Origin of the sequence: Streptomyces sp. NBC_00667 (genome assembly GCF_036226825.1) — a bacterium.
In the GTDB taxonomy this organism is placed as follows: domain Bacteria; phylum Actinomycetota; class Actinomycetes; order Streptomycetales; family Streptomycetaceae; genus Streptomyces.
The window spans coordinates 633,792-657,279 of the sequence record NZ_CP109022.1; the positions used below are offsets into that span (position 1 = coordinate 633,792).

At 72.5% G+C, this 23,488-nt stretch carries 19 protein-coding genes; 10 read left to right on the plus strand and 9 right to left on the minus strand.

Annotated elements, in window-relative coordinates; genetic code table 11:
• Positions 1 to 60: 60 nt before the first annotated feature.
• Both OHA81_RS03120 and OHA81_RS03125 read right to left on the minus strand, forming a co-directional pair.
• Complete coding sequence (locus OHA81_RS03120; RefSeq protein ID WP_329192500.1) at positions 61 to 756, minus strand: hypothetical protein; 696 nt, start codon at positions 754 to 756, stop codon at positions 61 to 63.
• The gene (locus tag OHA81_RS03125; RefSeq protein WP_329192501.1) at positions 753 to 2,183 is read right to left on the minus strand and encodes a hypothetical protein; all 1,431 of its coding nucleotides are present in this window, start codon (positions 2,181 to 2,183) and stop codon (positions 753 to 755) included. Before OHA81_RS03125 ends, OHA81_RS03120 begins: the two co-directional genes overlap by 4 nt.
• A 219-nt stretch (positions 2,184 to 2,402) precedes the next feature.
• Between OHA81_RS03125 and OHA81_RS03130 the strand changes: the two genes are divergently transcribed.
• Complete coding sequence (locus tag OHA81_RS03130; protein ID WP_329192502.1) at positions 2,403 to 2,606, plus strand: hypothetical protein; 204 nt, start codon at positions 2,403 to 2,405, stop codon at positions 2,604 to 2,606.
• A gap of 192 nt (positions 2,607 to 2,798) precedes the next feature.
• Positions 2,799 to 4,118: a hypothetical protein gene (locus OHA81_RS03135; protein ID WP_329192503.1), complete on the plus strand. Its 1,320-nt coding sequence runs from the start codon at positions 2,799 to 2,801 to the stop codon at positions 4,116 to 4,118.
• A 90-nt stretch (positions 4,119 to 4,208) separates the two neighbouring features.
• On the opposite strand, the gene OHA81_RS03140 is transcribed toward OHA81_RS03135, so the two are convergent.
• On the minus strand, positions 4,209 to 6,374 hold the full coding sequence (locus OHA81_RS03140; protein ID WP_443056417.1) for a transglycosylase domain-containing protein: 2,166 nt from the start codon (positions 6,372 to 6,374) through the stop codon (positions 4,209 to 4,211).
• 202 nt (positions 6,375 to 6,576) lie between these two features.
• Here OHA81_RS03140 and OHA81_RS03145 point away from each other — a divergent pair, with 202 nt between their 5' ends.
• A complete protein-coding gene (locus tag OHA81_RS03145) occupies positions 6,577 to 7,716 on the plus strand; it encodes an amidase domain-containing protein (RefSeq protein ID WP_329192504.1) in 1,140 nt (379 codons plus the stop codon).
• Positions 7,717 to 7,851: 135 nt separating this feature from the next.
• Positions 7,852 to 8,862, plus strand: a complete 1,011-nt coding sequence (locus OHA81_RS03150; protein ID WP_329192506.1) for a glutathione S-transferase family protein — start codon at positions 7,852 to 7,854, stop codon at positions 8,860 to 8,862.
• Here OHA81_RS03150 and OHA81_RS03155 read toward each other — a convergent pair.
• Positions 8,813 to 9,544 (minus strand): hypothetical protein, encoded by a 732-nt coding sequence (locus tag OHA81_RS03155; protein ID WP_329192508.1) that lies wholly within the window; start codon positions 9,542 to 9,544, stop codon positions 8,813 to 8,815. The genes OHA81_RS03150 and OHA81_RS03155 overlap by 50 nt on opposite strands.
• 104 nt (positions 9,545 to 9,648) lie before the next feature.
• Here OHA81_RS03155 and OHA81_RS03160 point away from each other — a divergent pair, with 104 nt between their 5' ends.
• From OHA81_RS03160 to OHA81_RS03170, 3 genes are all read left to right on the plus strand, one after another.
• Positions 9,649 to 10,275 carry a TetR/AcrR family transcriptional regulator gene (locus tag OHA81_RS03160; RefSeq protein WP_329192510.1) on the plus strand — a complete coding sequence of 209 codons (627 nt, stop codon included), beginning with the start codon at positions 9,649 to 9,651 and terminating at the stop codon, positions 10,273 to 10,275.
• A gap of 197 nt (positions 10,276 to 10,472) precedes the next feature.
• Positions 10,473 to 11,009 carry a DUF2231 domain-containing protein gene (locus OHA81_RS03165; RefSeq protein ID WP_329192512.1) on the plus strand — a complete coding sequence of 179 codons (537 nt, stop codon included), beginning with the start codon at positions 10,473 to 10,475 and terminating at the stop codon, positions 11,007 to 11,009.
• Positions 11,010 to 11,134: 125 nt separating this feature from the next.
• A complete protein-coding gene (locus tag OHA81_RS03170) occupies positions 11,135 to 12,253 on the plus strand; it encodes an alpha/beta hydrolase (protein WP_329192514.1) in 1,119 nt (372 codons plus the stop codon).
• An 89-nt stretch (positions 12,254 to 12,342) separates the two neighbouring features.
• Here OHA81_RS03170 and OHA81_RS03175 read toward each other — a convergent pair whose 3' ends face one another.
• The 5 genes from OHA81_RS03175 to OHA81_RS03195 all read right to left on the minus strand — a co-directional run bounded on the left by OHA81_RS03175 (position 12,343) and on the right by OHA81_RS03195 (position 19,111).
• Positions 12,343 to 13,035: an SDR family NAD(P)-dependent oxidoreductase gene (locus OHA81_RS03175; RefSeq protein ID WP_329192516.1), complete on the minus strand. Its 693-nt coding sequence runs from the start codon at positions 13,033 to 13,035 to the stop codon at positions 12,343 to 12,345.
• Positions 13,036 to 13,105: 70 nt separating this feature from the next.
• Positions 13,106 to 14,734, minus strand: coding sequence for a protein kinase domain-containing protein (locus tag OHA81_RS03180; RefSeq protein ID WP_443056419.1), 1,629 nt, complete (start codon positions 14,732 to 14,734; stop codon positions 13,106 to 13,108).
• Positions 14,735 to 14,885: 151 nt separating this feature from the next.
• Complete coding sequence (locus OHA81_RS03185) at positions 14,886 to 16,424, minus strand: hypothetical protein (protein ID WP_329192518.1); 1,539 nt, start codon at positions 16,422 to 16,424, stop codon at positions 14,886 to 14,888.
• A gap of 107 nt (positions 16,425 to 16,531) precedes the next feature.
• Positions 16,532 to 18,064, minus strand: coding sequence for an amino acid permease (locus OHA81_RS03190; RefSeq protein WP_329192520.1), 1,533 nt, complete (start codon positions 18,062 to 18,064; stop codon positions 16,532 to 16,534).
• 66 nt (positions 18,065 to 18,130) lie between these two features.
• Positions 18,131 to 19,111 (minus strand): hypothetical protein, encoded by a 981-nt coding sequence (locus OHA81_RS03195; protein WP_329192522.1) that lies wholly within the window; start codon positions 19,109 to 19,111, stop codon positions 18,131 to 18,133.
• A gap of 271 nt (positions 19,112 to 19,382) precedes the next feature.
• Between OHA81_RS03195 and OHA81_RS03200 the strand changes: the two genes are divergently transcribed.
• The 3 genes from OHA81_RS03200 to OHA81_RS03210 are packed head-to-tail and all read left to right on the plus strand — an operon-like array spanning position 19,383 to position 23,400.
• Positions 19,383 to 20,819 (plus strand): FGGY family carbohydrate kinase, encoded by a 1,437-nt coding sequence (locus OHA81_RS03200; RefSeq protein ID WP_329192523.1) that lies wholly within the window; start codon positions 19,383 to 19,385, stop codon positions 20,817 to 20,819.
• Positions 20,816 to 22,213: an FAD-dependent oxidoreductase gene (locus OHA81_RS03205; protein WP_329192524.1), complete on the plus strand. Its 1,398-nt coding sequence runs from the start codon at positions 20,816 to 20,818 to the stop codon at positions 22,211 to 22,213. The genes OHA81_RS03200 and OHA81_RS03205 overlap by 4 nt, the downstream gene beginning before the upstream one ends.
• Positions 22,210 to 23,400, plus strand: a complete 1,191-nt coding sequence (locus OHA81_RS03210) for an NAD(P)/FAD-dependent oxidoreductase (RefSeq protein WP_329192525.1) — start codon at positions 22,210 to 22,212, stop codon at positions 23,398 to 23,400. The genes OHA81_RS03205 and OHA81_RS03210 overlap by 4 nt, the downstream gene beginning before the upstream one ends.
• The last annotated feature ends 88 nt before the right edge of the window (positions 23,401 to 23,488 follow it).

Consider the following 23,488-nt stretch of genomic DNA (forward strand, 5'->3'; position numbering starts at 1 on the left):
CCGCCCGACGAGCCCCGGAAGTCCGTGGGAAGGCAGGCCCCGCCATGGAGTCGAACGAGATCACCGGCGGTCGCCCTGACCATCGACATGCCCCCAGCGGACGGGCGGCGGCGGTGGGGGCGCCGGTGGGGGTGTGGGAGGACGAGGCGGCGGTGGTGGCGCTGCGCGGTGCGGCATCAGGTCCACCGGTTCACGCAGGCGCAGCGTGGCGGGAAGGTCCAGCCTCCCCTTCCGCGAGGCGACCACGATGTCCCGTACGGCGAGCTTCGCCTCGACCGCGCACTGCCCGCTGCGCACCGCGACCAGCAGCCCGTCCCGGACCACGGCCACCAGCCCCGTGATCTTGAAGACCACGGTGAGGTCCACCCCCACGGTGGCGGTGGGGGCGCCGTCCACGAGGAGGTCCACCGACGGGTGGTGCGCGGAGGTGATGGTGTGGGTGGCAAGGGCGACGACCTCCTCGCTCCCTGGGTGGCGATGCGTCCGGCGGGCGGCCTCCGTCAGTGCCTGGTACCTGGACCAGCCCGCTGCCACCAGGGTGACGAGATCAAGGTCGAGGAAGCCGTTCACCACGGTGGCCAGCTCGATCCCGACGGCCCGGTCGGCCGCCGGGGTCAGGCCGCGGCCGCCGGGGATGACCCCTGCCGCAGCGCGGTGGGCGTGCAGGGTCTCGGCGAGTGCGTCAGGGGCGCGTTCCTCGCGGCCGAGCAGCAGGGCCCGGACGGTGAGGGGCTCGACAACGGGAGCCGTGGTCATGGGTCGTCCTCCTCCTCGACGGTCTGCTCGCCGGGGTCCGGGTGCGGTTCCAGCCGTACGGTGCGGGCCGGCGGCCCGGTGTCCGGCGGCTGGGTCACGCCCGTCGCGGCGGGGGTGGGTCGCAGGCGGGATGTGAGGTGGCCGCGGACCCACCGGGGGCCCCGATGGCGGCGGCTGAGGAACGCGGCGCCGACGGCGGCCAGCAGGGCCAGGCCGAACAGGCTCGTCCCGACGACCAGGCCGGCGGGGACCCCTCCGTCGGTGTGCTCGGAGTCAGGGTTGGGGTTGGGGTTCGGATTCGGATTCGGGGTGGGCGTCGCGGTCGTCGGGGTCGGGGTCGGGGTGGGAGTCACGGGGCCCGCGCCCGTAACGGTGAACACGGCTTCGGCGGCCGTGTCCGGCTGCGTCGCGCACTGGCCCCGTACCGTGTACGAGGCTTCGCCGGCATCCGACGGCACGGTGAGCTGGGCCTCGAAGGTCCCGTCCGCTGCGGCGTCGACCGTGGCCTGCGGCTCCCCGTCCCACAGCAGGTCCACCTGTGAGCAGTCGAAGCCCGAACCGGACAGCGTGACGAGACCGCCCCCGGCCGGGAGCGAGTCGGGACGGAGCGTCACCTCAGGCCCCGTGGCGGGCCCAGGGGTGTCGGTGACCGTGAAGTCCGCCTGCGCAGTGAGCTGCTCGTGCCCGACGCAGACCGCTGTGACCTGGTGATTCGTCGCGTCCGCATCGGCCGGAACGCTCACGTCGGCCCTGAACGAGCCGTCCGCGACGTCCAACTCCCCGGGCGGATCGGGCGGGAGCGGGTCGTCGTCCCAGGTCAGGGTGACCGTACCGCCCGATCCCCCGGCGCTGCCGCCGTCCGGGACGCAGTCCTCGAACCCTGAGCCGGTCACCGTCACCGTGGCCCGGGCGGGCCCCTGCGCGGGGTCCAGCGCCAGGGCCGGCTCGTGGGCCGGCTCGGACGTCACCGTGAACTGCGCGACCGCCTTCACCTTCGAGTTGACCGTGCACCGGGCGGTGACGTCGTAGGTGCCCGCGGTCGCGTCGGAAGGAGCCGTGACGTCGGTCTCGAAGGTGCCCTGGTCGTCGGCCGTGACGACGCTGGGGGTGGTGTCGCCGTCCCAGGTCACCTCGATCACGGCCGGGGTGGGCTCGGGAGTGGTACCCGGCCCGGTGGTCTCCGGCGACGGATACGTATGACAGGCACCGAATCCGTAGCCGTGGACGCCCACCCGGCTGCCCGCCCGTCCCGCGGCCGGATCGAGCGTGATGTACCTGTCGTCCGCCGCCCGGACCGCCGAGGCGGGGGCGGGGGCGACAGCGGCATCAGTGGCGACGGGTGAGCCCCACGCGACCGCCGTGCTCAGGAGCACCGCGGCCAACGAGCGGCGGGCCGCCGATCGCAGTAGGGAAAACATGGCCCTCATGGCCCTCCATGGGCTGCTCCCCATTCTCCTCCGGCTTCCGCGGACCCGCGCTGCAAGCAGGCCGGGAGCCCGGGCTGCTCGGTGCGGGCCGAAGATTCATGAAAGGGGTAACTCCGCCATTCGGGTTGAATTCGTCACGAGTCGGGCAGGTGTCGAGACTCCGAAGCGACCCCTCCCTACCTTTCGAGGTGCCCTTACTCGCTCGAAAAAGGTGGATTCGTGCGTTCTGTTCGCTCTCTCGTCACCGTCCTCGCCGCTGCCGGCGCCCTCCTCCTCGGCGGTGCCTCCGTCGCCTGCGCCGACGTGACCGTCAACTACCAGCCCGAGCCCTCGTACACGTTCGTCTTCGGCAACTGGCTCCAGTTCGCGGCCGACGACGTGTTCAACGCCGGCCACGACAACACGGTGGGCTCGAACAACTGACGGTGACGAACCGCGACGCCCCCTGCCGCACGGCAGGGGGCGTCGCCTTTGCGCCACCCCCCGGGGCTGTGGGTTGGCTGTGAAGCGACGCACGGGAGGGGGCTTGGGTGCGGGAGGAGTGCCGACAAGTTCTATATTCGTATGAACCATCCACGCGCGGCCCTGCTGCGGTGAGCAGGGGGGACGATAGCGATGGCCGACACCGACGCCGCCGCGGGCACCCGGGCGGAGTCCCGGAGCAGCCGTAAGGTGCGCCGCAAGGCGCAGAACCGCAGGCGCCTGGGCATAGCCGTGGCCGTGATCGCCCTCTGCGGGGCCGCCACCACCGCGTACGCCTTCACCCTCGGCGACTCGGGATCCGCCCGGAGCGACGCCAAGCTCGCCGGCCCAGGTGCCGCGGCCGACGGGGCTGCGGCCGCGAAGGGACCGGAGCAGCCCTGGGACGGCAAGGTCAAGGTGCTGGGGGACGGCTCCACCTCGTACACCGGGCCGCAGCCGGGACAGCTCAAGCCGGAGCGGCTCAAGCCGGGCGAGAAGCCGCCGCAGTTCGTGGTCTTCTCCTGGGACGGCGCGCTGGAAGGCGACGACCACCTCTTCTCCCACTTCCGTCAGGTGGCCCAGGAGAGCAAGGCCCACATGACCTTCTTCCTCACCGGCATCTACCTGCTGCCGGAGAACAAGAAGACGCTCTACCACCCGCCGCAGCACAACCCGGGCTCGGCCGCCATCTCGTACCCGACCGTCCCGCACGTGAAGTCCACCCTCACCCAGCTGCGCGGCGCCTGGGCCGACGGCGACGAGATCGGGTCACACTTCAACGGGCACTTCTGCGGCCCCAAGGGCGGCGGGGACTGGAGTCCCGCCGAGTGGAAGAGCGAGATAGACCAGACGTACTCCTTCGTCAAGAACTGGAAGACCAACACCGGGTTCACGAAGGAGGCGCCGCTGCCCTTCGACCCGGACCGGGAAGTGGTCGGCGGCCGCGCGCCGTGCCTGGAGGGGCAGAAGAACCTGCTGAGCGCGATCAAGCCGTACGGCTGGCGCTACGACGCCAGTTCCGCGGGGGACTTCCAGCTGTGGCCTTCCAAGCCGAACGGCATATGGAACTTCCCCCTCCAGCTCGTGCCCCTCCAGGGCAAGGAGGCGCAGGTCCTGTCGATGGACTTCAACTTCCTCTACAACCAGTCGGGCGACAGCACGCAGGGCGACCCGGCGAAGTTCGCCGCGTGGCAGGCGCAGACCCGCGCCTCGTACCTCAACGGCTTCAACCGCGTCTACAACGGCAGCCGGGCGCCGATGTTCATCGGCAACCACTTCGAGGACTGGAACGGCGGCATCTACATGAAGGCCGTCGAGGACGTGATGAGGGACGTCTGCCCGCGCCAGGAGGTGCGCTGCGTCTCGTTCAAGGAGCTGGCGGACTGGCTCGACGCCCAGGACCCTAAGGTCCTGGCCCAGCTGCGGATGCTCGATCCGGCGCAGGCGCCGGACTGGACCGCGCTGATCAAGTAGCGGGCCCCGGAAGGCCGCCGGGCTCCGGAAGGCACACCAGGCCCCGGAAGGCCTGCCGGGCCCCGCAAGGCCGTCGGGCCCCGGCAGGCCCTACTTCACCGCCTTGATGTAGTCGGCCCACAGGCGCAGCGCCCGGTCGCTGCCGGGCGTGCCCAGGGCGTCCCCGCCCAGGCCCGTCAGCGGCAGCGGCAGCAGGTCGGTCAGCGCCATCCGGTACACCACCACGGCCGTGGTCTCGCTCTCGGTGCTGCCCACGTACCAGCCCGCCGTGTTCGCGGCGGTCGTTCCCGTCTTGCCCGCAGTACCGGGGTGCGCCTTGGCCGCCGCCTTCGCCGATCCCTCGGTGACGGCGGACCGCAGGGCGTCCGTCACCGCGCGGGCGGTGGTGGCCTTCACGGCCCGGGTCGGCTTCGGCGCGTCCAGCGGCAGAGCGGAGCCGTTGCGGGTGACCGAGCGCACCGAGTAGGGGTCGGTGTGCATGCCGTCGGCGGCGAAGGTCTCGTAGGCGCCGGCCATGCGGATCGCGCTCGGGGTGGAGTTCTCGCCGAGGGCGAACGTGGGGATGCGCGGTCCGAGGCTCGATCCGAGCAGACCCGAACGTTCGGCGAGCGAGTCCACCCGGTCGAGGCCGACGTCGAGGCCGAGTTGCAGCATCGGGGTGTTGACGGAGTCGGCGACGGCCTGGCGCAAGGTCACCGGACCCCAGCTGCGCCCGCCGTCGTTGCGGCCCTTCACCACTTTGCCGCTGCGGTCCCAGTACGGGCCCTCGGGCGTCTGGACCGTCACCTGGTCGTTGCCGTCGTACGTGGTGGAAGGGGAAACCGGCGTACGGGGCTTGCCGCGCGTGCGCAGCACCCCGTCCTCCAGCGCGGCGGCGTAGACGAACGGTGTGAACGCCGTGCCGGCCGGGATCGTCGTCGCGTTCGACTCGTTGAAGCCCTGCTTGAGGTAGTCGGGGCCGCCGTACACGGCGAGCAGCCGGCCGTCGGGGGCGACGGTCGCCGCGCCGATCTTGGCGTTCTTGTCGGTGTTGGGACGCCGTTCGGCGTCGAAGTCCTTCTGCGCGTTCTGGACGGCGGCGGTCAGGGCCGTCATGCGGCTCTTGTCGAAGGTCGTGTAGATCTGGTAGCCGCCGAGGTCGAATTCGGCGTCCGGGATATGGCCGGTTTTGACCGCGTACGCCTTGGCCAGCTCGACCAGGTAGCCGGTCTGCGCGCCGGGCGTGCCGGGCAGGGACGCGCCCGTGGGCTCGGGGAACTTCGTGTAGGTGGCCCGCTCGGCGGGCGAGAGCTGGCCGGTGTCGACCATGCGGTCCAGGATCCAGGACCAGCGCTCGATGGCCCGCGCGTGGTTCTCCTTGCTGAGCGCCGGGTCGTACAGGCCGGCGCCCTTGAGGAGGGAGGCCAGGAAGGCGCCCTCGCTGGGGGTGAGCTGTGAGACGTCCTTGCGGTAGTAGGCCTGGGAGGCGCGCTGGATGCCGTAGGTGCCGCGCCCGAACCAGCTGGTGTTCAGGTAGTCCTCCAGGATCTGCTTCTTGCTCGTCTGGTTGTCCAGCTTCACGGCGAGCATGATCTCGGTGAACTTCCGGGACAGGGTCCGGTCCTGGCTCAGGTAGGCGTTCTTCACGTACTGCTGGGTGATGGTGGACCCGCCCTGGGTCTCGCCCCCCGTCACGGCGGCGCGCAGGGCGCGCAGGACCCCGGACGGAGAGACTCCGGGATCCGAGTAGAAGCTGGCGTTCTCGGCCGCGAGTACGGCTCCCTGGACCTTGGGGGGCACCTTGTCCAGCGGCATCTCCTCGCGGCTGACCCAGCCGGTGCGGGCCATCGTGGAGCCGTCGGCCCAGTAGAAGACGTTGTCCTGTTGCCGAGCGAAGGAGTTGAGGTCGTCGGGTATCTCCGTGGTGGCGTACGCCAGGCCGACGAAGGCGGCGAGGCCGGTGAACAGGTACAGGCAGGCACCGAGCCACTGGCGCCAGGAGGGTGCCCAACGGCGCCAGCCGCTGCGGCCCGGCCTCGGATAGTCGGGCCGCAGGCGCCGCAGCTGCGTGCGCGCCACGGCGGCGGCCGGAGCCAGCGCGGCGAGCCGGCCGGCCCCTGCCCGCTTGAGGGCGTCGAGGCGTCCGGCGCCCGCCTTCGGGCGGCGCCGCGCCCCCGAAGGGGCGCCCCGGCGGCCCGACGTGGCGCCGCCCGCGTCCTGCGCGCCCGCCCGCCCGTTCCGCGATCGCCCGCTACCGGCCGGATCCTGCCTGTCCACTCGGAATGCCCCCTGTGCCGTTCTCTCCCGGACACCCTAGATGCACTTGCTGTGAGGCCGGCAAGCGGAGGCGGACTGTCCGGCGGACAGGGGGATCGGGACTGGCGAGCGGAGGTGAAACGGAACGTGACGAAAGAGTCGCCCAGTTGTGCGAAGATGCCCTCCCCCGGTTCGTGCGTACCGGGTGACAAGGGGAAACACAGTGATACCTAAGAGGTTCAGGCCCGCCGCCATCGCGGCCCTGACCGTAGCCCTGGCGTCCGGGAGCATGCTCGCCTACTCCGCGAACGCGGGTACCGGCCCCGAGGCGGCCGATCGCGCCACCTCCGATACCTTCGCCCGCATAGCCGACGACGTGCTTTCGCAGCGTACCCAGGCCCTGGTCGAAGACCAGGCAGGTCACCACAATTCCGGGCATACCTCCGCGAAGACGCGGTTGTCGGCCCAGTTGAAGAAGGACGAGGACGCGGCGATCTCCTCGCTGCGGTCCCGCAAGACGCGGCTCGCGGAGCTCGGCGAGGCCTATACCGGCGCCGACACCCGGGTGGCCGTCGACCGCGCCACGGTCACCGGCGGCAAGGCGACCGTCCAGGTCACCGAGCAGACCACGCTCACCTACAAGAAGGTGCGCGGGGACGAGCCGGCCACCACCGACTTCCGGACGCGCTACGAGCTCACGCTCACCAGCAAGAAGGGCGGTGCCTGGGAGCTGACCTCGATCAAGTCCCAGGAGAACGGCCCCGTGGCGGTCAACGAGCCGGTCGCAGCCAAGGCGAACGTCGTCGTGGACGACGGCAACCAGTACCCGGACGGCACGCCCGCGTCCACCAAGTACCCGGCGCCGTCCAAGCCCAAGGCGATGACCGGCGGCACGTACGACTACGCAGCCATGGCGAAGTACGCGGAGAAGTACTGGAGCAACTACAACCCCGCGTACCGCAAGTTCACCGGCGCCGGGGGCGACTGCACCAACTTCATCAGCCAGGCACTGAAGGCCGGCGGCTGGAAGGCCGTTCCGGGCTCCACCTCGGACTACCGCAACTGGTGGTACGACAGCACCCGCCAGTCCGACTCCTGGGTCGGCGCGAACGAGTGGGCGTGGTTCACGCTGTCCAACCAGCGGGCCGCGAACCTGGCCAACGTCTACCAGACGGACGTCGGCGACATCGTGCAGGTGGACTTCAACAAGGACGGGTCCAAGGACCACTCCATGATGGTGACGTACCGCAGCAGCGCGGGAATGCCGTACCTCACCTACCACTCCACGAACACGTACCGGAAGTCCCTCGCGAGCATCATCGCGTCGTACCCGAACGCGGTGTACTACGCGTACCGCACCTGACGGGTGCCGTTCGGCTCCTCCTGCCGCGGGGTTCCCGCGGCAGGAGGAGCCGCTTTGTCCGGCCTGAGCAGCTCATCGCCCGATTTGGGTCCGTTCAGGACGTTCGTCGGCGCGGTTCCCGGGTAGGGCCTCAAGATGAGCTACGTACACCCGGGCAAGGAGTACTCGCGCGACAGCCGGTACCTCACCACCCGGATCACCGCCGACGGGCGCGACGGGTTCCCGGTGGAGTCCGACCGCTACCGCCTCGTGGTGAGCCGGGCGTGCCCCTGGGCCAGCCGTGCGGTCGTCGTTCGGCGGCTCCTCGGGCTGGACCGGGCCATGTCGATGGCCATCGCCGGGCCCACGCACGACGACCGCAGCTGGACCTTCGACCTCGATCCGGGAGGCCGCGACCCGGTGCTGGGGGTCGAGCGGCTCCAGGAGGCGTACTTCGCCCGCGACCCCGGCTACGACAAGGGCATCACCGTGCCCGCGATCGTGGACGTGCCGAGCGGTGCGGTGGTGACCAACGACTTCCCCCAGATCACCATCGACATGTCGCTGGAGTGGACGGCGTACCACCGCGAAGGCGCGCCGGCGCTGTACCCGGCCGCGCTGCGCCCGGAGATCGACGCCGTGAACGAGGTGGTCTACAAGGACGTCAACAACGGCGTCTACCGGGCCGGCTTCGCCGGGTCACAAGAGGCGTACGCCAAGGCGTACGAGCACCTGTTCGCCCGCCTCGACTGGCTTTCCCAGCGGCTGGAGCACTCCCGCTACCTCGTCGGCGACACCATCACCGAAGCGGACGTGCGGCTGTTCACCACCCTCGTGCGCTTCGACGCCGTGTACCACGGCCACTTCAAGTGCAACCGGCAGAAGCTGTCGGAGATGCCGGTGCTGTGGGCGTACGCCCGGGACCTCTTCCAGACGCCCGGATTCGGCGACACGGTCGACTTCGACCACATCAAGAAGCACTACTACCTCGTGCACGACGACATCAATCCGACCGGGATCGTCCCCGTCGGCCCGGACCTGTCGGGCTGGCTCGAACCCCACGACCGGGCAGCACTGGGCGGCCGCCCGTTCGGGGACGGCACCCCGCCGGGGCCCCTCAGCCCCGCGGAGACCGTTCCGCCGGACCACGCTCCGCCGGCCCGTTGAGAGGGGCGGCGGGACGCGGGGCCTCGGGGCTGCGGGGCAGGAGGCAGGCCAGGGCGCCCAGGAGGGAGCCGTACACGGCGACCAGCCCGTGGCCGTTGGACTGGGCGAACCACATGGCCAGACCGAGGACCGGCACACCGAGGGCGAGCAGCGCCTGCTGCGTGCCCGTCCGGCTCCGCCCGGCGCGCAGGGCGCGGAGCAGGAGGGGTGCGGCGAGGGTCGCGGCCAGGAAGTAGGTGGCCCCGGAACTCCCCGCGAAGTTGCGCGGGTCGGTGCTGCGGTCGCTCTCGCCGAACAGGGTGTCGATGTACGTCGGCAGGAGGATCCCGGCGGCGAAGAGGGCCAGCATGAGGGGGCCGCCCCAGAACCATTCGGCGAGGGCCGCGATGACGGCGATGGTGGCGAGGTTCCACGCGTCGCCGAACAGGCCGCCGTTCTGCATGAACACCGAGGTCACGGGGCGCCACCAGCCGGTCTTCGACGGGTCGCCGCCGAAGGCGTCCATCGCGCCCGACCAGCACAGCTGCGTCACCAGTCCGGCGATGACGAGGGCGGTCAGGCCCATCGCCGCCCAAGGTGTGGGACGCCTTCGCAGGGTGTCCTCGCCGAGCAGGGCCAGTGCGCCCTTGAACATCACAACCATCAGTGCCGCCGTGGTCACGTTGAACACGAGCGCGTCCATCGTCACCACCCCCCTTCGGTCCCCGTCGCTTGTTCCGAGGAGGACAGTAGCCCACGACGAGGCGAATTCAAACAGTGTTTGAAACCGGGGGGTAGGCTCCCCCCATGAAGCTGACAGCGGAGCGGATCGTCGATGCGGGCATGGCGGTGTTCGCCGAGTCGGGGTACCACGGCCTGTCGATGCGCAGGGTGGCCCAGCGGCTCGACGTCCACGCCGGGAGCCTGTACTACCACGTGCCCAACAAGAGCGCCCTCGTCCAGCTGATGGCCGACCGGGTCGCCCGGCAGGCCTACGAGGCGGGCACCGCCGCCCTGGTGGAACTGGGCCCGGGGGCGGGCTGGCAGGAACGCGTCGAGACCCAACTCGTCGCACTGCGCGGGACCCTGCGGCGCCACCCCGGTGGGGCGGTGATGTTCGCCGACAGCCCCAAGGTGCTGAGCACGGCGGCACTGGCCCTCATGGAGCGGCTGCTGGAGACGCTGGCCGAGGCCGGCGTACCCGCCGCGGACTGCGCCGTGGGCGCGGACGCGCTGCTCAGCCACGTCACCGGCTTCGTCCTGCAGGAGCAGAGCCGATCGCCCGCCGTGGCCGTCGGCGCCGAAGAGGGCGCCGCGCTGCGGGAGCGGTTCCCGGTGACCGTCGCCGCCGCCTCGGCCTTCGGGGGGGACGAGAAGTTCGTCCGCAGCGTGCGACTGCTGTGCACGGGCCTCGACGCGCTCCTGCGTTCGTGACGTGGCGCCGGACTGATGCCGCAGACCAGCGCGGGAGCGGGGCGGGGCGGGGGCCGGGGCCGGGGCCCGGGTCGGAGGTCACACCACGAGCGTGGAGCGGTCCCTGGTGGCCATGTGTCCGGGGCGGCCCGGCTCGTTGCCCCGCCGACGAATAAGGCCAATACTTATTGGTGAAACCTGCGACTCGGGAGGAAGCCATGTCGAGCGAACTGCAGCAGCGTGCGAAGCGACCGGTCAGCGCCGCGCTCGCGGGTCCCTACGGGCACCCGTTCCACCCGATCCTGGTGACCGTGCCCATCGGAGCATGGGTGGCCGGCACCGTCTTCGACATCGCGTCGCACGTCGTGGACGATCCGGACTTCCTGGCCCGGGGTTCGATGTGGCTGATCGCCGTCGGGGTGATCGGCGCCCTGCCGGCGGCGCTGGTCGGCTTCCTGGACCTGCTGGCCATCCCCAACGGGACGCGGGCGTTTCGCATCGCGCTCGTCCACATGACCCTGAACCTGCTGGTCACGGTCTCCTACGCGGGCAACTTCCTGTGGCGCCACGCCGGGGGCGGGCCGTCCGGCAGCGTCGGCTGGGGCCAGCTCGTGCTGGGTGCGGTGAGCCTGGCCGTGCTCGGCGCCTCGGGGTACCTGGGCGGCATGCTCGCCTACCACTACGGCGTCCGCGTCGCGGACGAGGCCACCCAGGCGGAGGGCTTCACCTCCGCCGCCGGGCGGCGCACCGGCTGACCACCGCCGGCGCGGTGGGAACGGATCGGCGGGCAAGCCCGTCTTCCCTGACGCGCACCGCCACCGGTGCGTCCGGGCCGCCCGCGACGGTCCGTTCCGACACGACGCAGAGGCTTTCCCTACCCGTGAGTCTGACGAGTACCACCCCCTTGCTGATCGCCGTACTGATCCTCCTCCTGGCCTTCGCCGCCGCGATCCGGTGGTGGCCCCGGCTCGCGCGGCAGGGCTGGAGACGGGTGGCGGCGCGCGCGGGGCTGCTGTGCCTCATACAGGTGCTGCTCCTCGCCACCGTCGGGCTCGCCGCGAACCGCAGCTTCCTGCTCTACGGGTCGTGGGCCGAACTGGCGGGCCACTCGCAGCCGGCGCCCCCGCTCGGGCGGGCCGCCGGCGACTCCCCCGTACGCGTCCTCGGCCGGCAGGAGACCGGCACGCCCGGAGGCGGGCCGCCCCAGGTGGCCGGTGTGATCGAGAAGGTCACCGTGCACGGGGCGCACTCCAAGGCCGATGTACCGGCGTACGTGTACCTGCCGCCCGAGTACTTCCAGAAGGGGAACGAGCACAGGAGGTTCCCCACGGCCGTCGTCCTCACCGGGTTCCCCGGCATGGCGGAGAACCTGATCAAGGGCCTGGACTACCCGAAGAAGGCGTGGGCCCTCGCCAAGGAGAAGAAGACGCGGCCGATGATCCTGGTGATGATGCGGCCCACCACGGAGTCGGCACGCAACACCCAGTGCATAGACGTGGCGGGCGGCCCGCAGAGCGAGACGTTCTTCGCCGCCGACCTCCCGAAGGCGGTGTCCGCCGCTTACCGCACCGCCGGCCATCAGACGGGCGCCCGCGGCTGGGCCGTCATGGGCGACTCGACGGGAGGTTACTGCGCCTTGAAGCTGGCGCTGCAGCACCCCGAGAGCTACTCGGCCGGGGTGGGCCTGTCGGCGGACTACAAGCCGGAGGTGGACGGCGACTCCGGTGACCTCTTCCGCGGCAACAGCGCCGAGGAGCGCCGTTCCGACCTGCTGTGGAGCCTGGACCACCTGCCGCAGGGCAAGACGTCCTTCCTCGTCACGACCTCGGTGCAGGGCGAGGCGAACCACGGGCCCACGCAGAAGTTCATATCCAAGGTCAAGAACCCCGCCCGCGTCTCCTCGATCACCCTCGACCACGGCGGACACAACTTCGCCACCTGGCGCCGGGAGATCCCGCCCGCGCTGGAATGGATCAGCGGCCGCATCACCGGCGAGTGAGCCGCCGTGCGGTGGGGCGGCCCCGGCGCGGGTCGGCCCGGTCGGGTCGGGCCCCGGGGTCGTCGCCCACCAGGGCAGAGGGTCGTCGCCTACCAGGGCAGGGGGCCCTCCGCGTCGAAGTAACCGCCGGTCGGGCCGTCCGGGCCCAGCCGGGCCATCCGGACGATGATCTCGGCGCCCTGCTCCACGGTCTGCGTGCCCTCGTGCCGGTTCAGGTCCGTCGCGGTGTAACCGGGCTCCACCGCGTTGATCCGCATCCGGGGGAACGCCCGGGCGTACTGCACGGTGAGCATGTTGACCGCGGTCTTGGAGGCCGGGTAGGCGACCCCCGGGTACCCCTTGGCGCCGGCCCGGGCCAGCGAGGCCAGACCGCTGCTGACATTGACCACGACTGGGGCGGCGGAGCGTTCCAGCAGCGGGAGGAAGGCGTGGGTCACCCGGACCAGGCCGAAGACGTTGGTCTCGAACACCTCCCGCATCACGTCGGCCGTCAGCTCCGCGGCGCCGATGATGCCGCCCCCCGGTGAACGCACCTCGATCCCGGCGTTGTTGACCAGGACGTCCAGTTCGCCGTCGGCCTCGATGGTGGCCACGGCGGCGGCGACCGACGCGTCGTCGGTGACGTCGAGTTGCACGAACCGGGCGCCGAGCCCGGCCGCGGCCGCCGCTCCCCGCTCGTTGTCACGCGCTCCCAGGTAGACCGTGTGGCCCGCGGCGGTCAGGCGGCGGGCGGTCTCGTATCCGAGGCCCTTGTTGGCCCCTGTGATCAAGGTGGTCGTCATGGGGCCCAGCTTCCCTCCGGGGGGAAGCGATCGGCCAGTGGTTTACGGGACGCTGTCGAGCCGTAAACGGTCAGCAGGGGGTCGAGGGACCCTTCTGGCGGGTGATGTTGTCGTTGGACATCCAGCCGGCGGTGTTCGTGCCGTCGATGCGGACGTAAGTCCACTTGTTGCCGTGGGCGTTGACTATGTAGCAGTGGTACCAGAGCTTCGTGCCGGACTTGGCCAGGGTGACGGCGGGGCAGGTCTGGTAGGGCCCGGCCTCCAGGTGGTAGTCGCCGGCCATGTACCCGTAGCTTCCCGGGTGGGGGTCCTTGTGGCTCCAGCCCGCGCAGCCCGTGGATACCGGGCTGGGCCGGGCGGTGGCCGTTGCCGACGTGCCGGGGGTCGCCCCGTGGGGGCCGGCCGCTCCCGAGGGTGAGGGCTTGGCCGACGGCTTTCTGGCGGAGCCACGGGAGGGGGACGCGCTCGGGCCCGTTTCCGCCGGGGCGGTGATCGCGGGCAGTGCCGCGGGCTTGCGGCCGCCGCCCTTGTCGCCGCCTTGGCCGGAGAGGGCGTAGGTGATGCCGGCGGCGCCGACCACGGCGAGGGCCGCGCCCACGGCGACGGCGGTACGGCGCCGCCCCCGGGCGCCACGTGCCGCCGGAGGCACCTGCGACGTGGGCGCGGGGGGCGGGTACCCGTGGTGCGCCGGACGCGGGTACGGCTGGTGGAGCGGTACGGGGCCGGGACCGGCCATCGGGGGCGGGCCGAAACCGGCAGCGGCGGGGGCCGGTGCCACGACGGACGGTTGCGTCAGTGGCGGCAGCGGCACCGGAGCGGGCGCAGGCGGCGCCGTGCGGCTCGCGGCCAGCTCGGCCAGCTCGGCCAGCAACACACGGGCCCGCTCGGCCGTGGGCCGGTGGGCGGGGTCCTTCGCCATGAGCGCCCGCAGCACGGGTCCGAGCGGCCCCGCGCGGCGGGGCTCGGGCAGCGGGTCGGCGACGATCGCCGACAGGGTGGACCACACGGAGGTGCGGCGGAACGGCGAAATGCCTTCCACCGCCGCGTACAGCGTCATGCCGAGCGACCAGACGTCGGAGGCCGGTCCGGGCTCGTGTCCCTGAGCCCGCTCGGGCGGCAAGTAGTCCAGGGAGCCGATGATTTCACCGCTGCGCGTCAGCTTGGCGAGGGCCTCGTCACCCGGGCCTTCCATGGTGGCGATGCCGAAGTCGGTCAGTACGACGCGGCCGCCGCGCTCCAGCAGCACGTTGCCGGGCTTCACGTCCCGGTGCAGGACGCCCGCGCGGTGCGCGGCGTCGAGGGCGTCGCTCAGCTCGGCGCCGATCGCCGCCGCCTCGTAAGGGTCCATCGTGCCGCGTTCGGTGAGGACGTCGTCGAGGGAGGGTCCGTCGACGAGCTCCATCACGATGACGGGCAGGCCCCGTTCTTCCGTCACGTCGTGCACGGTGACCACGCCGTTGTGCCGGATCCGGGCCGCGGCCCGGGCCTCCCGTTGCATCCGGGCACGCAGATCGGCGAGTTCGGTCGCGCCGGCGTCGGTGTGGGCCCGCAGTACCTTGACGGCCACCTCACGGCTGAGCAGGGTGTCCTCGGCCCGGGCGACCACCCCCATTCCGCCGCGGCCGATCATCGAGGTCACCCGGTAGCGCCCCCCGAGCAACCTGCCGACCAGTTCATCGTTCGTCTCCCCCGTCGGCACCGCACACTCCGTTTCACAACCGCGCTCGTCACGTACCCGTCTGGCGGCACAAGCGTAGAGGCATGATCACGGCGCCCCCTCCCCAGGGCGGGCCCGCACCCGGACACGTCCCGCGCGGCGAGCCGCCTCCTGTTGGGTGCGTCCGGCGGCGTCAGGTGCCGCCGTTCTTGAGGCGGCGCAGGAACTCGTCGGACAGACGCTTTTGCAGTTCGGCGAGTTGTTCCGGGGTGTACGCGTTGAGGTCGACCGCGCCGGGGGCGGGGACGCCGTCCTGCTTCGATTTCTGTTTCTCCTGCTCCCGGCGTTCGAGTTCCTCTGCCTCAGGTGATCCGGGCGCCGCGAACGCGCACCGGATGAGGGTCCCGTCGGCGGTCTTGAGGCAGGTCGCCTCGCGGCCGGCCACCTGGCCCCGGCCCTCGACCCGGTAGCGGATGTTCTGTTCGCTGCCGACCGTGGCGGTCCAGGTGCTGCCGCCGGTGGGGACCACCTCGAACACCCTGTCCTCGTTGTAGCAGCAGACGTCCCGGTACTCGGCCTTCACCAGCTCGACGAGTGCCTTCGGGGACGACCACGTCGGCGTGAGCCGGTGGACGGTCATCGGGGCGAGGCCGCCGCCCTGGTGGCGGGTGGGGACCGTCGATACGGCCACGACCGAGCTGGCCTCCCCCTGCGGTGTGAGGGGGGTGACGTACACGCTGTTCCCACTGGCATCGCGGTACCGCAGGGTGAACTCCGAATCGTTGCCCTCGTTGGCGCCGTCCTCGGAGGCGTCCCAGCCACTGCGCTCGAACCACCAGTCGGTGAAACTGCCGACCGCGGCGGTCCCCTCCCGCTGCCGGGACGCGAGGCTCAGCGGGTAGGAAGGGCCGGGCACCGAGGCCGTGTCACCGGTGATCGTCAGCTTTCCGGTCCGCCCGTTGTAGAGCGCCACTCCGGCCGGGCGTTCGGTGACGACGAGGATGCCGGTCTGGCGCTTGAGGGGGACGACCACGACGGGGGTGTCGCCCGAGCAGGTCACGTAGGCGTCCGACGCCTCGAAGCGCACCCAGCGCTTCCGGGCCGAGATCTTCCGCCCGAGGTTGTGGCCGAACCAGCCGCTGATCCGCGCGTCGGCCCGCTCCACGTCGAACGAGCAGCGTTCCTGGTTGCGGCTGTTGCCGCCGAGCGGGATCTCCTGCACCAGGCCGACCTCGTACCCGGCCAGCCAGCCGCGCCGCTCGACCAGGGTCGCGAACCGGTCCGCGTCGGGCAGGTAGGTGACGTCGGAGATCTCGCCGGTCACATCGCCCAGGTGCGGGCCGGCCTGCGCCTTCCCGACCAGGTAGGGCGCGCGGGGCGCCAGTTCGGGGACCGGCTCGGAAACGACGCGGACGTCCTGCATGTACGCGCGGTCCTGGAGGTACGCGCCGTACACCAGCCACCAGATGGCGAGGCCGAGCCCGAGGAGACCGCCCAGCCAGGCGAGGGCCACCGCCGCGTTCCCGCCGCCGCCCCCGCCGTCCCGCTTCCTGCGGAGCAGCCTCACCACCAGCCACAGCGCCCCGGCGGCAGCGCCGGCCAGCAGCGGGACGGCCAGCCAGGCGAAGATCTTCCGCAGCTCCCACACCACGACGGTGGTGTAGTACGAGGCGTACCAGAGCGCCAGGCCTGCCAGAAGTACCGCTATGCCCCAGCGCAGTGCCCGGCCCATCAGCGCCCCCCGACGTCAGTGGCTCCGATTGTCCACGTCGCACCGGCACATGTCATCAGTCGCGGGCCGTGGGCGCCCGCCCGGCAGGGCGGGCGCGTCGGAGGGGATCAGACGATGCCCTCCGCGATCTCCGCCTGCTCGCGGGTGGTTCCGTACGCGGACGGGGTCCCGTAGGAGCGCCGGGCGACGGCCCACCACACGCTCGCGAGGACCAGCACGACCGCCAGCGCGATCACCGCGTAGTTCATCGAGTCGATGGTGACGGGGGACTTCTGCGGCAGGCAGAACAGGACCGTGACGACCGCCACCCAGACGACGGCGATCCAGCCGACCGGCTTGCTCCAGCGGCCCAGGCTCCACGGACCGGGCACGAACCGGTCTCCGGCGCGCAGCCGCAGGTAGATCGGGATGGCGTAGGCGGGCGTGATGCCGATGACGTTGATGGCGGTCACCGCCCCGTACGCGGTGGCGGAGTACAGCGACGGCAGCGCGAGCACGCCCGCGACGACGACCGAAAGCCAGACCGCCGGGACCGGCGTCTGGGTGCGGCCGCTGACCTTGCGCCACAGGGCGGAGCCGGGGAGCGCGTTGTCCCGGCTGAACGCGAACACCATCCGGCTCGCGGCGGCCACCTCGGCGTTGCCGCAGAAGAGCTGGGCGACGATGACGACGAGGAGCAGGGCGCTGGCGCCCCCGGAACCCAGGGCGTCGAGGAAGATCTGGGCGGGCGGGACGCCGGTGGCGCTGCCCTGGACGGTCGCGTAGTCCTGGATGGCGAAGGTCAGGCCGGCGAGCAGGGCGAACCCGGCGATCCATGAGACCCAGATGGACCGGACGATTCCCCTGGCGGCGGAGACGGAGGCGTTCGAGGTCTCCTCCGAGAGGTGGGCGGAGGCGTCGTACCCGGAGAAGGTGTACTGGGCGAGCAGCAGGCCGACCGCGGCCACGTAGAACGGGTTGGTCCAGCCGGTGTCGTTGACGAAGTGGGTGAAGACGAACGACGGGGACTGGTGGTGGTCGGGGACGAGGGCGAGGGCGCCGACGATCAGGGCGACACCGCCCAGGTGCCACCACACGCTCACGGAGTTGAGCACGCTGACGAGGCGGACGCCGAAGAGGTTGAGCGCGGCGTGCAGCAGCAGGATCGCGAGGAAGATCAGGAACGTCGACCCGGAGGTGGGTACGAAGCCGAACTGGAGGTTGAGGAACGCGCCGGTGAACAGGGCGGCGCCGTAGTCGATGCCGGCGATGGCGCCGAGCAGCCCGAGGAGGTTCAGCCAGCCGGTGTACCAGCCCCAGCGGCGTCCCCCGAGCCGGTCGGCCATGTAGTAGAGCGCCCCCGAGGTGGGGTAGGCGCTGGTCACCTCGGCCAGGGCGAGGCCGACGCAGAGCACGAACAGGCCGACGCCGGCCCAGCCCCACAGCATCACGGCGGGGCCGCCGGTGCCGAGCCCGAAGCCGTACAGGGTCATGCACCCGGAGAGGACGGATATGACGGAGAAGCTGATGGCGAAGTTGCCGAAGCCGTCCATCCGGCGGGCGAGGACGGGCTGGTAGCCGAGTTCCCTGAGCCGTTCCTCCTCGTCCTGGGGGCGTGGGGCGTTGCCGCCCTTGTGGGCTGCCCATGCGGTTCGGGACATGGTGGTTCCTCCGGGTGGGTGGTGGGGCGCGGGGACGGTGAGCGGGTGGGACGGTGGGCCGGCGCGTCAGTCCCGGCCGGCCAGGCTGCGGGACCTGGCCTGCAGGAACACCTCCTCGGCCACTGCCTGGTCGGCCGGGGCGCGGGTCCGGTGGGCCCACGGCAGGGGGGTCCAGTACGGGCCGATCGCGTCGAAGACGCGGGCCGCCTCCTCGAACCGGTGGGCTCCCCACAGGGCGTGGGCCAGGTGGTTCAGGTCGAGCGGGGAGGCGCTGCGCGGGTCGGCGGACAGGAACCAGCGGTCCAGGGCGTGGCCGGCGTCGCGGATGGCCTCCTCGGCGACCCAGTGCAGGTCCAGCGCCCTCTCCTGGCCGCCTTCGCGGCGGTAGCGTTCGACTCGTACGTAGAGCGGCAGGACGTGGGCGGCGGAGCCGGGCGGGGCGGAACCGGCTGCCCAGTGCGCGAAGTTGGCGGCCTCGGAGAGCGGTCCGGGGCAGCCCGCGTACACGAACTGGAGCATCCGGTGGTAGGCCTCGCGGTTGTGCGGGTCACGCTCGTCGGCCTCGGCGAGGATTCCCCAGGGGCCGGGGGGCAGCATCGGGCCGGGTGGCGGGAGCCGGTGCTCGTCCATCCGGCGGTGTTCGTCGAGGGGCGCGAGGGCGAGCAGGCAGACCCAGGGCACGGGGTCGGCGGGGCTGAGGGCGGCGGCGTCGCGGCAGGCCGTCCACGCTTCCCGCCACAGCTCGGGGGTGCGGGGGTGACCGGCGCGGTGGGCGCGGACGGCCCGTTCGACGGTGACGCGGGTGTGCATCACGGTGGCGGCGACGCTGTGCGGTTCCTCGGCGCGCCAGGCCTGGACCACGTCGGATCCGGCGGCGACGGCGGCGAGGACCTGGGTGCGCTGGGTCCACAGCCCCAGGCCCTCGGTCCGTTCGAGCAGGCGTGCCATCGACACCCACCGACCGGTGCGCAGGTCCTGGACGGCCACGCGCAGCTCGTGGTCGTGGCCGGCGGGGTGGTAGACGGGCCGGTAGTCGCTGCCCGCCATCACCTCGTCCCGGTCGACGGGCGGCCGGGGCGGGCGCGTCTTGCGGTTGTCGTGGTCATCAGTCCTCGGCTCGGTTGATCGGCGATCACTATAGGGTGACCGGCCCCTTCCGGAACCAGATTCTTGTTCGAACGCAAGTAACCGGCCACAAAAGACATATGACTTTGCGTCAGCGTCGCCTGGGCGGGGCGTCTGGGGGATCTTGACGCACGGCCTCCGCTGGTGGATTCTTCCGACGGTCAGACAAGCCGACACCAGGGACGGAGTGGTGATGACGGGCCCGGTGCTCGCTGTCGACCAGGGCACTTCGGGCACCAAGGCCCTCGTCGTCTGTCCGGTACGCGGGGTCATCGGCTCCGGGTCCGCGCCGGTGCGCCCCCGATACTTGCCGGGCGGCCGGGTGGAGGTGGACCCCCGCGAGCTGCTGGCCTCGGTCGTCGGGGCGGGGCGGGCGGCGCTCGCCGCGGCCGGTGAGCCGGTCGTCGCCGTGGGCCTGGCCAACCAGGGCGAGACCGTTCTCGCCTGGGACCCGGCGAGCGGTGAGCCGCTGACCGACGCGATCGTCTGGCAGGACCGGCGGGCCGAACCGCTCTGCGAGGAACTCGCGGCCCACGCACCTTCGTTGCGGCAGACGACCGGTCTGCCGCTCGACCCGTACTTCGCCGCTCCCAAGATGGCCTGGATACGCCGCCACCTGACCCGGGATGGCGTCGTCACGACCAGCGACGTGTGGCTGGTGCACCGCCTCACCGGTGCGTTCGTGACGGACGCGGCGACGGCCGGCCGCACCCAGTTGCTCGACCTCGACACCGTGGGCTGGTCCCGGACGGCGCTCGACACGTTCGGCCTCGCGGGCGAACGGCTCCCCGAGATCGTCGACGCGGACACCCGCGTCGGCACCACCACCGCCTTCGGACCCGAGCTGCCGCTGACCGGGCTGCTCGTGGACCAACAGGCGGCGCTGCTCGCCCAGAGCGCCACCGAGCCCGGCGCCGCCAAGTGCACCTACGGCACGGGGGCGTTCCTGCTCGCGCAGACCGGCCCCCTCCCCCGCCGCAGCGCCTCCGGGCTGGTGGGCTGCGTGGCCTGGCGGCTGGCCGGCCGGACCAGCTACTGCCTGGACGGACAGGTGTACACGGCCGCGTCCGCCGTGCGCTGGCTGACCGATCTCGGCGTGATCTCCGGCGCCGGGGACATCGACACCGTGGGCGGCAGCGTGCAGGACGCGGGCGGCGTCACCTTCGTCCCCGCGCTCGCCGGGCTCGCCGCCCCGTGGTGGCGGGGCGACCTGCGGGGCTCGGTCACCGGACTCGGCCTCGACACCACTGCCGGGCACCTGGTGCGGGCCCTGTGCGACGGTATCGCCGCTCAGGTGGCAGAGCTCACGGACGCGGTCGCCGGTGATCTGGGCACGCCGCTGACCGCCCTGCGCGTGGACGGGGGCCTGACCCGGTCCGCGCTGCTCATGCAGGCCCAGGCGGACCTGCTCCAGGTCCCGGTGGAGGTGTCCGCGCTGCCGGACGCCACCGCGCTGGGCGTCGGCGCGGTCGCCCGGCTGGGGCTCGATCCCGCGCTCGGCGTCGAGGAGGCCGTCCCGGAGTGGAAGCCGTCCGCGGTGTACGAGCCGAGGGCCGGCGCCGGTCAGGCCGCGGAGCGCCGGGCCCGCTTCCGCAGGGCGGTCTCGGCCCTGCTCGACGGCCCGGGATGAGCGTCACCACCGGCGGTGCCCTGCCCGGCGGGGAGTACGACGTGACGGTCGTCGGCGCCGGGGTGGTGGGCTCGGCCATCGCCCGCGAACTGGCCCGCCTTCCCTTGCGGATCGCCCTGGTCGAGGCCGGCGACGACGTCGGCGACGGCACCTCCAAGGCCAACACCGCCATCCTGCACACCGGCTTCGACGCGGTGCCCGCAACCCTGGAGTCCCGGCTCGTCCGGGAGGGACAGCGCCGACTCGCCGCGTACGCCGCCGACACCGGCATCCCGGTGGAACCGCTCGGGGCGCTCCTGGTGGCCTGGGACGAGGAGCAGCTGGCGGCGCTGCCGGGCCTCGCGGAGAAGGCCGTGCGCAACGACTACCGCTCGGCCCGGATCATCCCGGCCGAGGAGGTGCGGGCCCGTGAACCGGAGCTCGGCCCCGGGGTGCTGGGGGCGCTCGACGTGCCGGGCGAGTCCATCATCTGCCCTTGGACCACCACCCTCGCCTACGCCACGCAGGCCGTCCGCGCCGGCACCGACCTGCACCTCAACTGCCGTGTCCAGTCCGTGACTCCGGGCGAAGGGCACCTCCTCGGCACCAGCCGGGGACCACTGCGCACCCGCCACCTCGTCAACGCCGCCGGCCTGTACGCCGACGAGATCGACCGGCTCCTCGGTCACGCGGACTTCACCGTGACGCCCCGGCGCGGCCAGCTGATCGTCTTCGACGAACTCGCCCGCGGCCTGGTGCGGCACATCCTGCTGCCCGTGCCCGGCGCGCTCGGCAAGGGGGTGCTGGTGACGCCGACGGTGTACGGGAACGTGATGCTCGGGCCGACCGCCGAGGACCTGGACGACAAGACCGCGACCGGATCGACCGCCGAAGGCCTCGCGCTGCTGCGGGAGAAGGGCCGGCGCATCCTGCCCGCGCTCCTGGAGGAGGAGGTCACCGCCGTGTACGCGGGACTGCGGGCCGCCACCGGGTCCGAGGACTACGCGATCCGGGCCCACCCCGCGCAACGGTACGTGACCGTCGGCGGGATCCGGTCGACGGGCCTGACCGCCTCGATGGCGATCGCCGCCCACGTGGTGGCGCTGCTCGGCGACGGCGGTCTGCCGGTGACGGGCGCACGGGAGCTGGAGCCGGTGCGGATGCCGAACCTGGGGGAGGCGTTCCCCCGGCCGTACCGCGATGCGCGGATGATCGCGGCGGACCCGGAGTACGGCCGGATCGTCTGCCACTGCGAGCGGGTGACCCGCGGCGAGATCCGCGACGCGCTCGCGGGGACCGTCCCGCCCGGCTCGCTGGACGGTCTGCGGCGCCGCACCCGCGCGCGGGGCGGCCGCTGCCAGGGCTTCCACTGCGGCGCTGCCGTCCGCGCGCTGTTCGAGGAGGGCCGCCGGTGAACCGCACGGTCGACGTGCTCGTCGTCGGCGCCGGGCCCGCCGGTCTGGCCCTCGCCCGCCGTCTCGCGGGCGCCGGCGCCGGGCGGATCGAGGTCGTGGAGCGCGAGCAGGACGCGGGAGGGGTTCCGCGCCACTGCGACCACGGCGGGTTCGGCCGGCCGTCGCGCCCCTGGCTGCGGGGACCGGAGTACGCACGGCGGGCCACGGAGGCCGCGGTCGGCGCGGGAGCCTCGGTCCGTACGGGTGTCAGTGCCACCGGCTGGGCCGGTCCCCTGTCCTTGGACACCACGAGCCCGGCGGCCCTGGAGCGGATCACTGCGCGGGCCGTCGTCCTCGCCACGGGTGCACGGGAGCGGCCGCGCAGCGCCCGGCTGGTGCCCGGCTCCCGCCCGGCGGGCGTGCTGACCACCGGGGAGCTCCAGCAGTCGGTCCATCTGTACGGGCAGGCGGTCGGCCGGCGGGCCGTGGTGGTGGGCGCCGAACCGGTGGCGCGCCATGCGGTACGTACGCTGCGCCGGGCCGGTGCGCAGGTGGTGGCGGTGGTCACCGACCGCCCGCGCGGCACCGCGCTGCCGGGGGTCCCGCTGCTCACGGCGACGACGGTGGCCCGACTGCGCGGCCGCGGACGCCTGTCGGGCGTGGTCCTGCAGCACGCCGACGGCCGGTCGGGGGTGCTCGCCTGCGACACGGTGGTGTTCACCGGCGACTGGATCCCCGACCACGAACTGGCCCGCCGCGGCGGGGTCACCCTGGACCCCGGGACCCGCGGCCCCTGCGTGGACGCCTCGTTCCGTACGTCCACGCCAGGGGTGTTCGCGGTCGGCAACGTGCTCCACGGCATCGAGAGCGCGGCCACCGCCGCCGCCGAAGGCGCCGCCGCGGCGGCCTCGGTGCTGGCCCACCTGTCGGGCGCCGCCTGGCCCGGTGCAGGAGTGCCGCTGGCCGTACGGGCGCCGCTGGTGTGGGTGACGCCGAGCCGGGTCACGGGTCTGGCCGGCCGGCCGTTGCTCCTGCGGTCGGGGGAAGCGCTGACGAGCCCCGTGGTGACGGTCGGGCAGGACGGGCGGCTGCTGTGGCGGCGCCGGTTCCCGGGCCGGGTGTCGCCGTCGCGGTCGCTGAGGCTGCCGCAGGGGTGGACGGCCGGCGTCGACCTCACGGGTGGTCCGGTCGTGGTGCGGCTCGGCTGACGGCAGACACCGGCCGATGGGGCGCCAAGTGACCTGTGGGCGACATGTTTTGACGACACGTGACGGGACGCCCCCGAGGCAGGTGAGC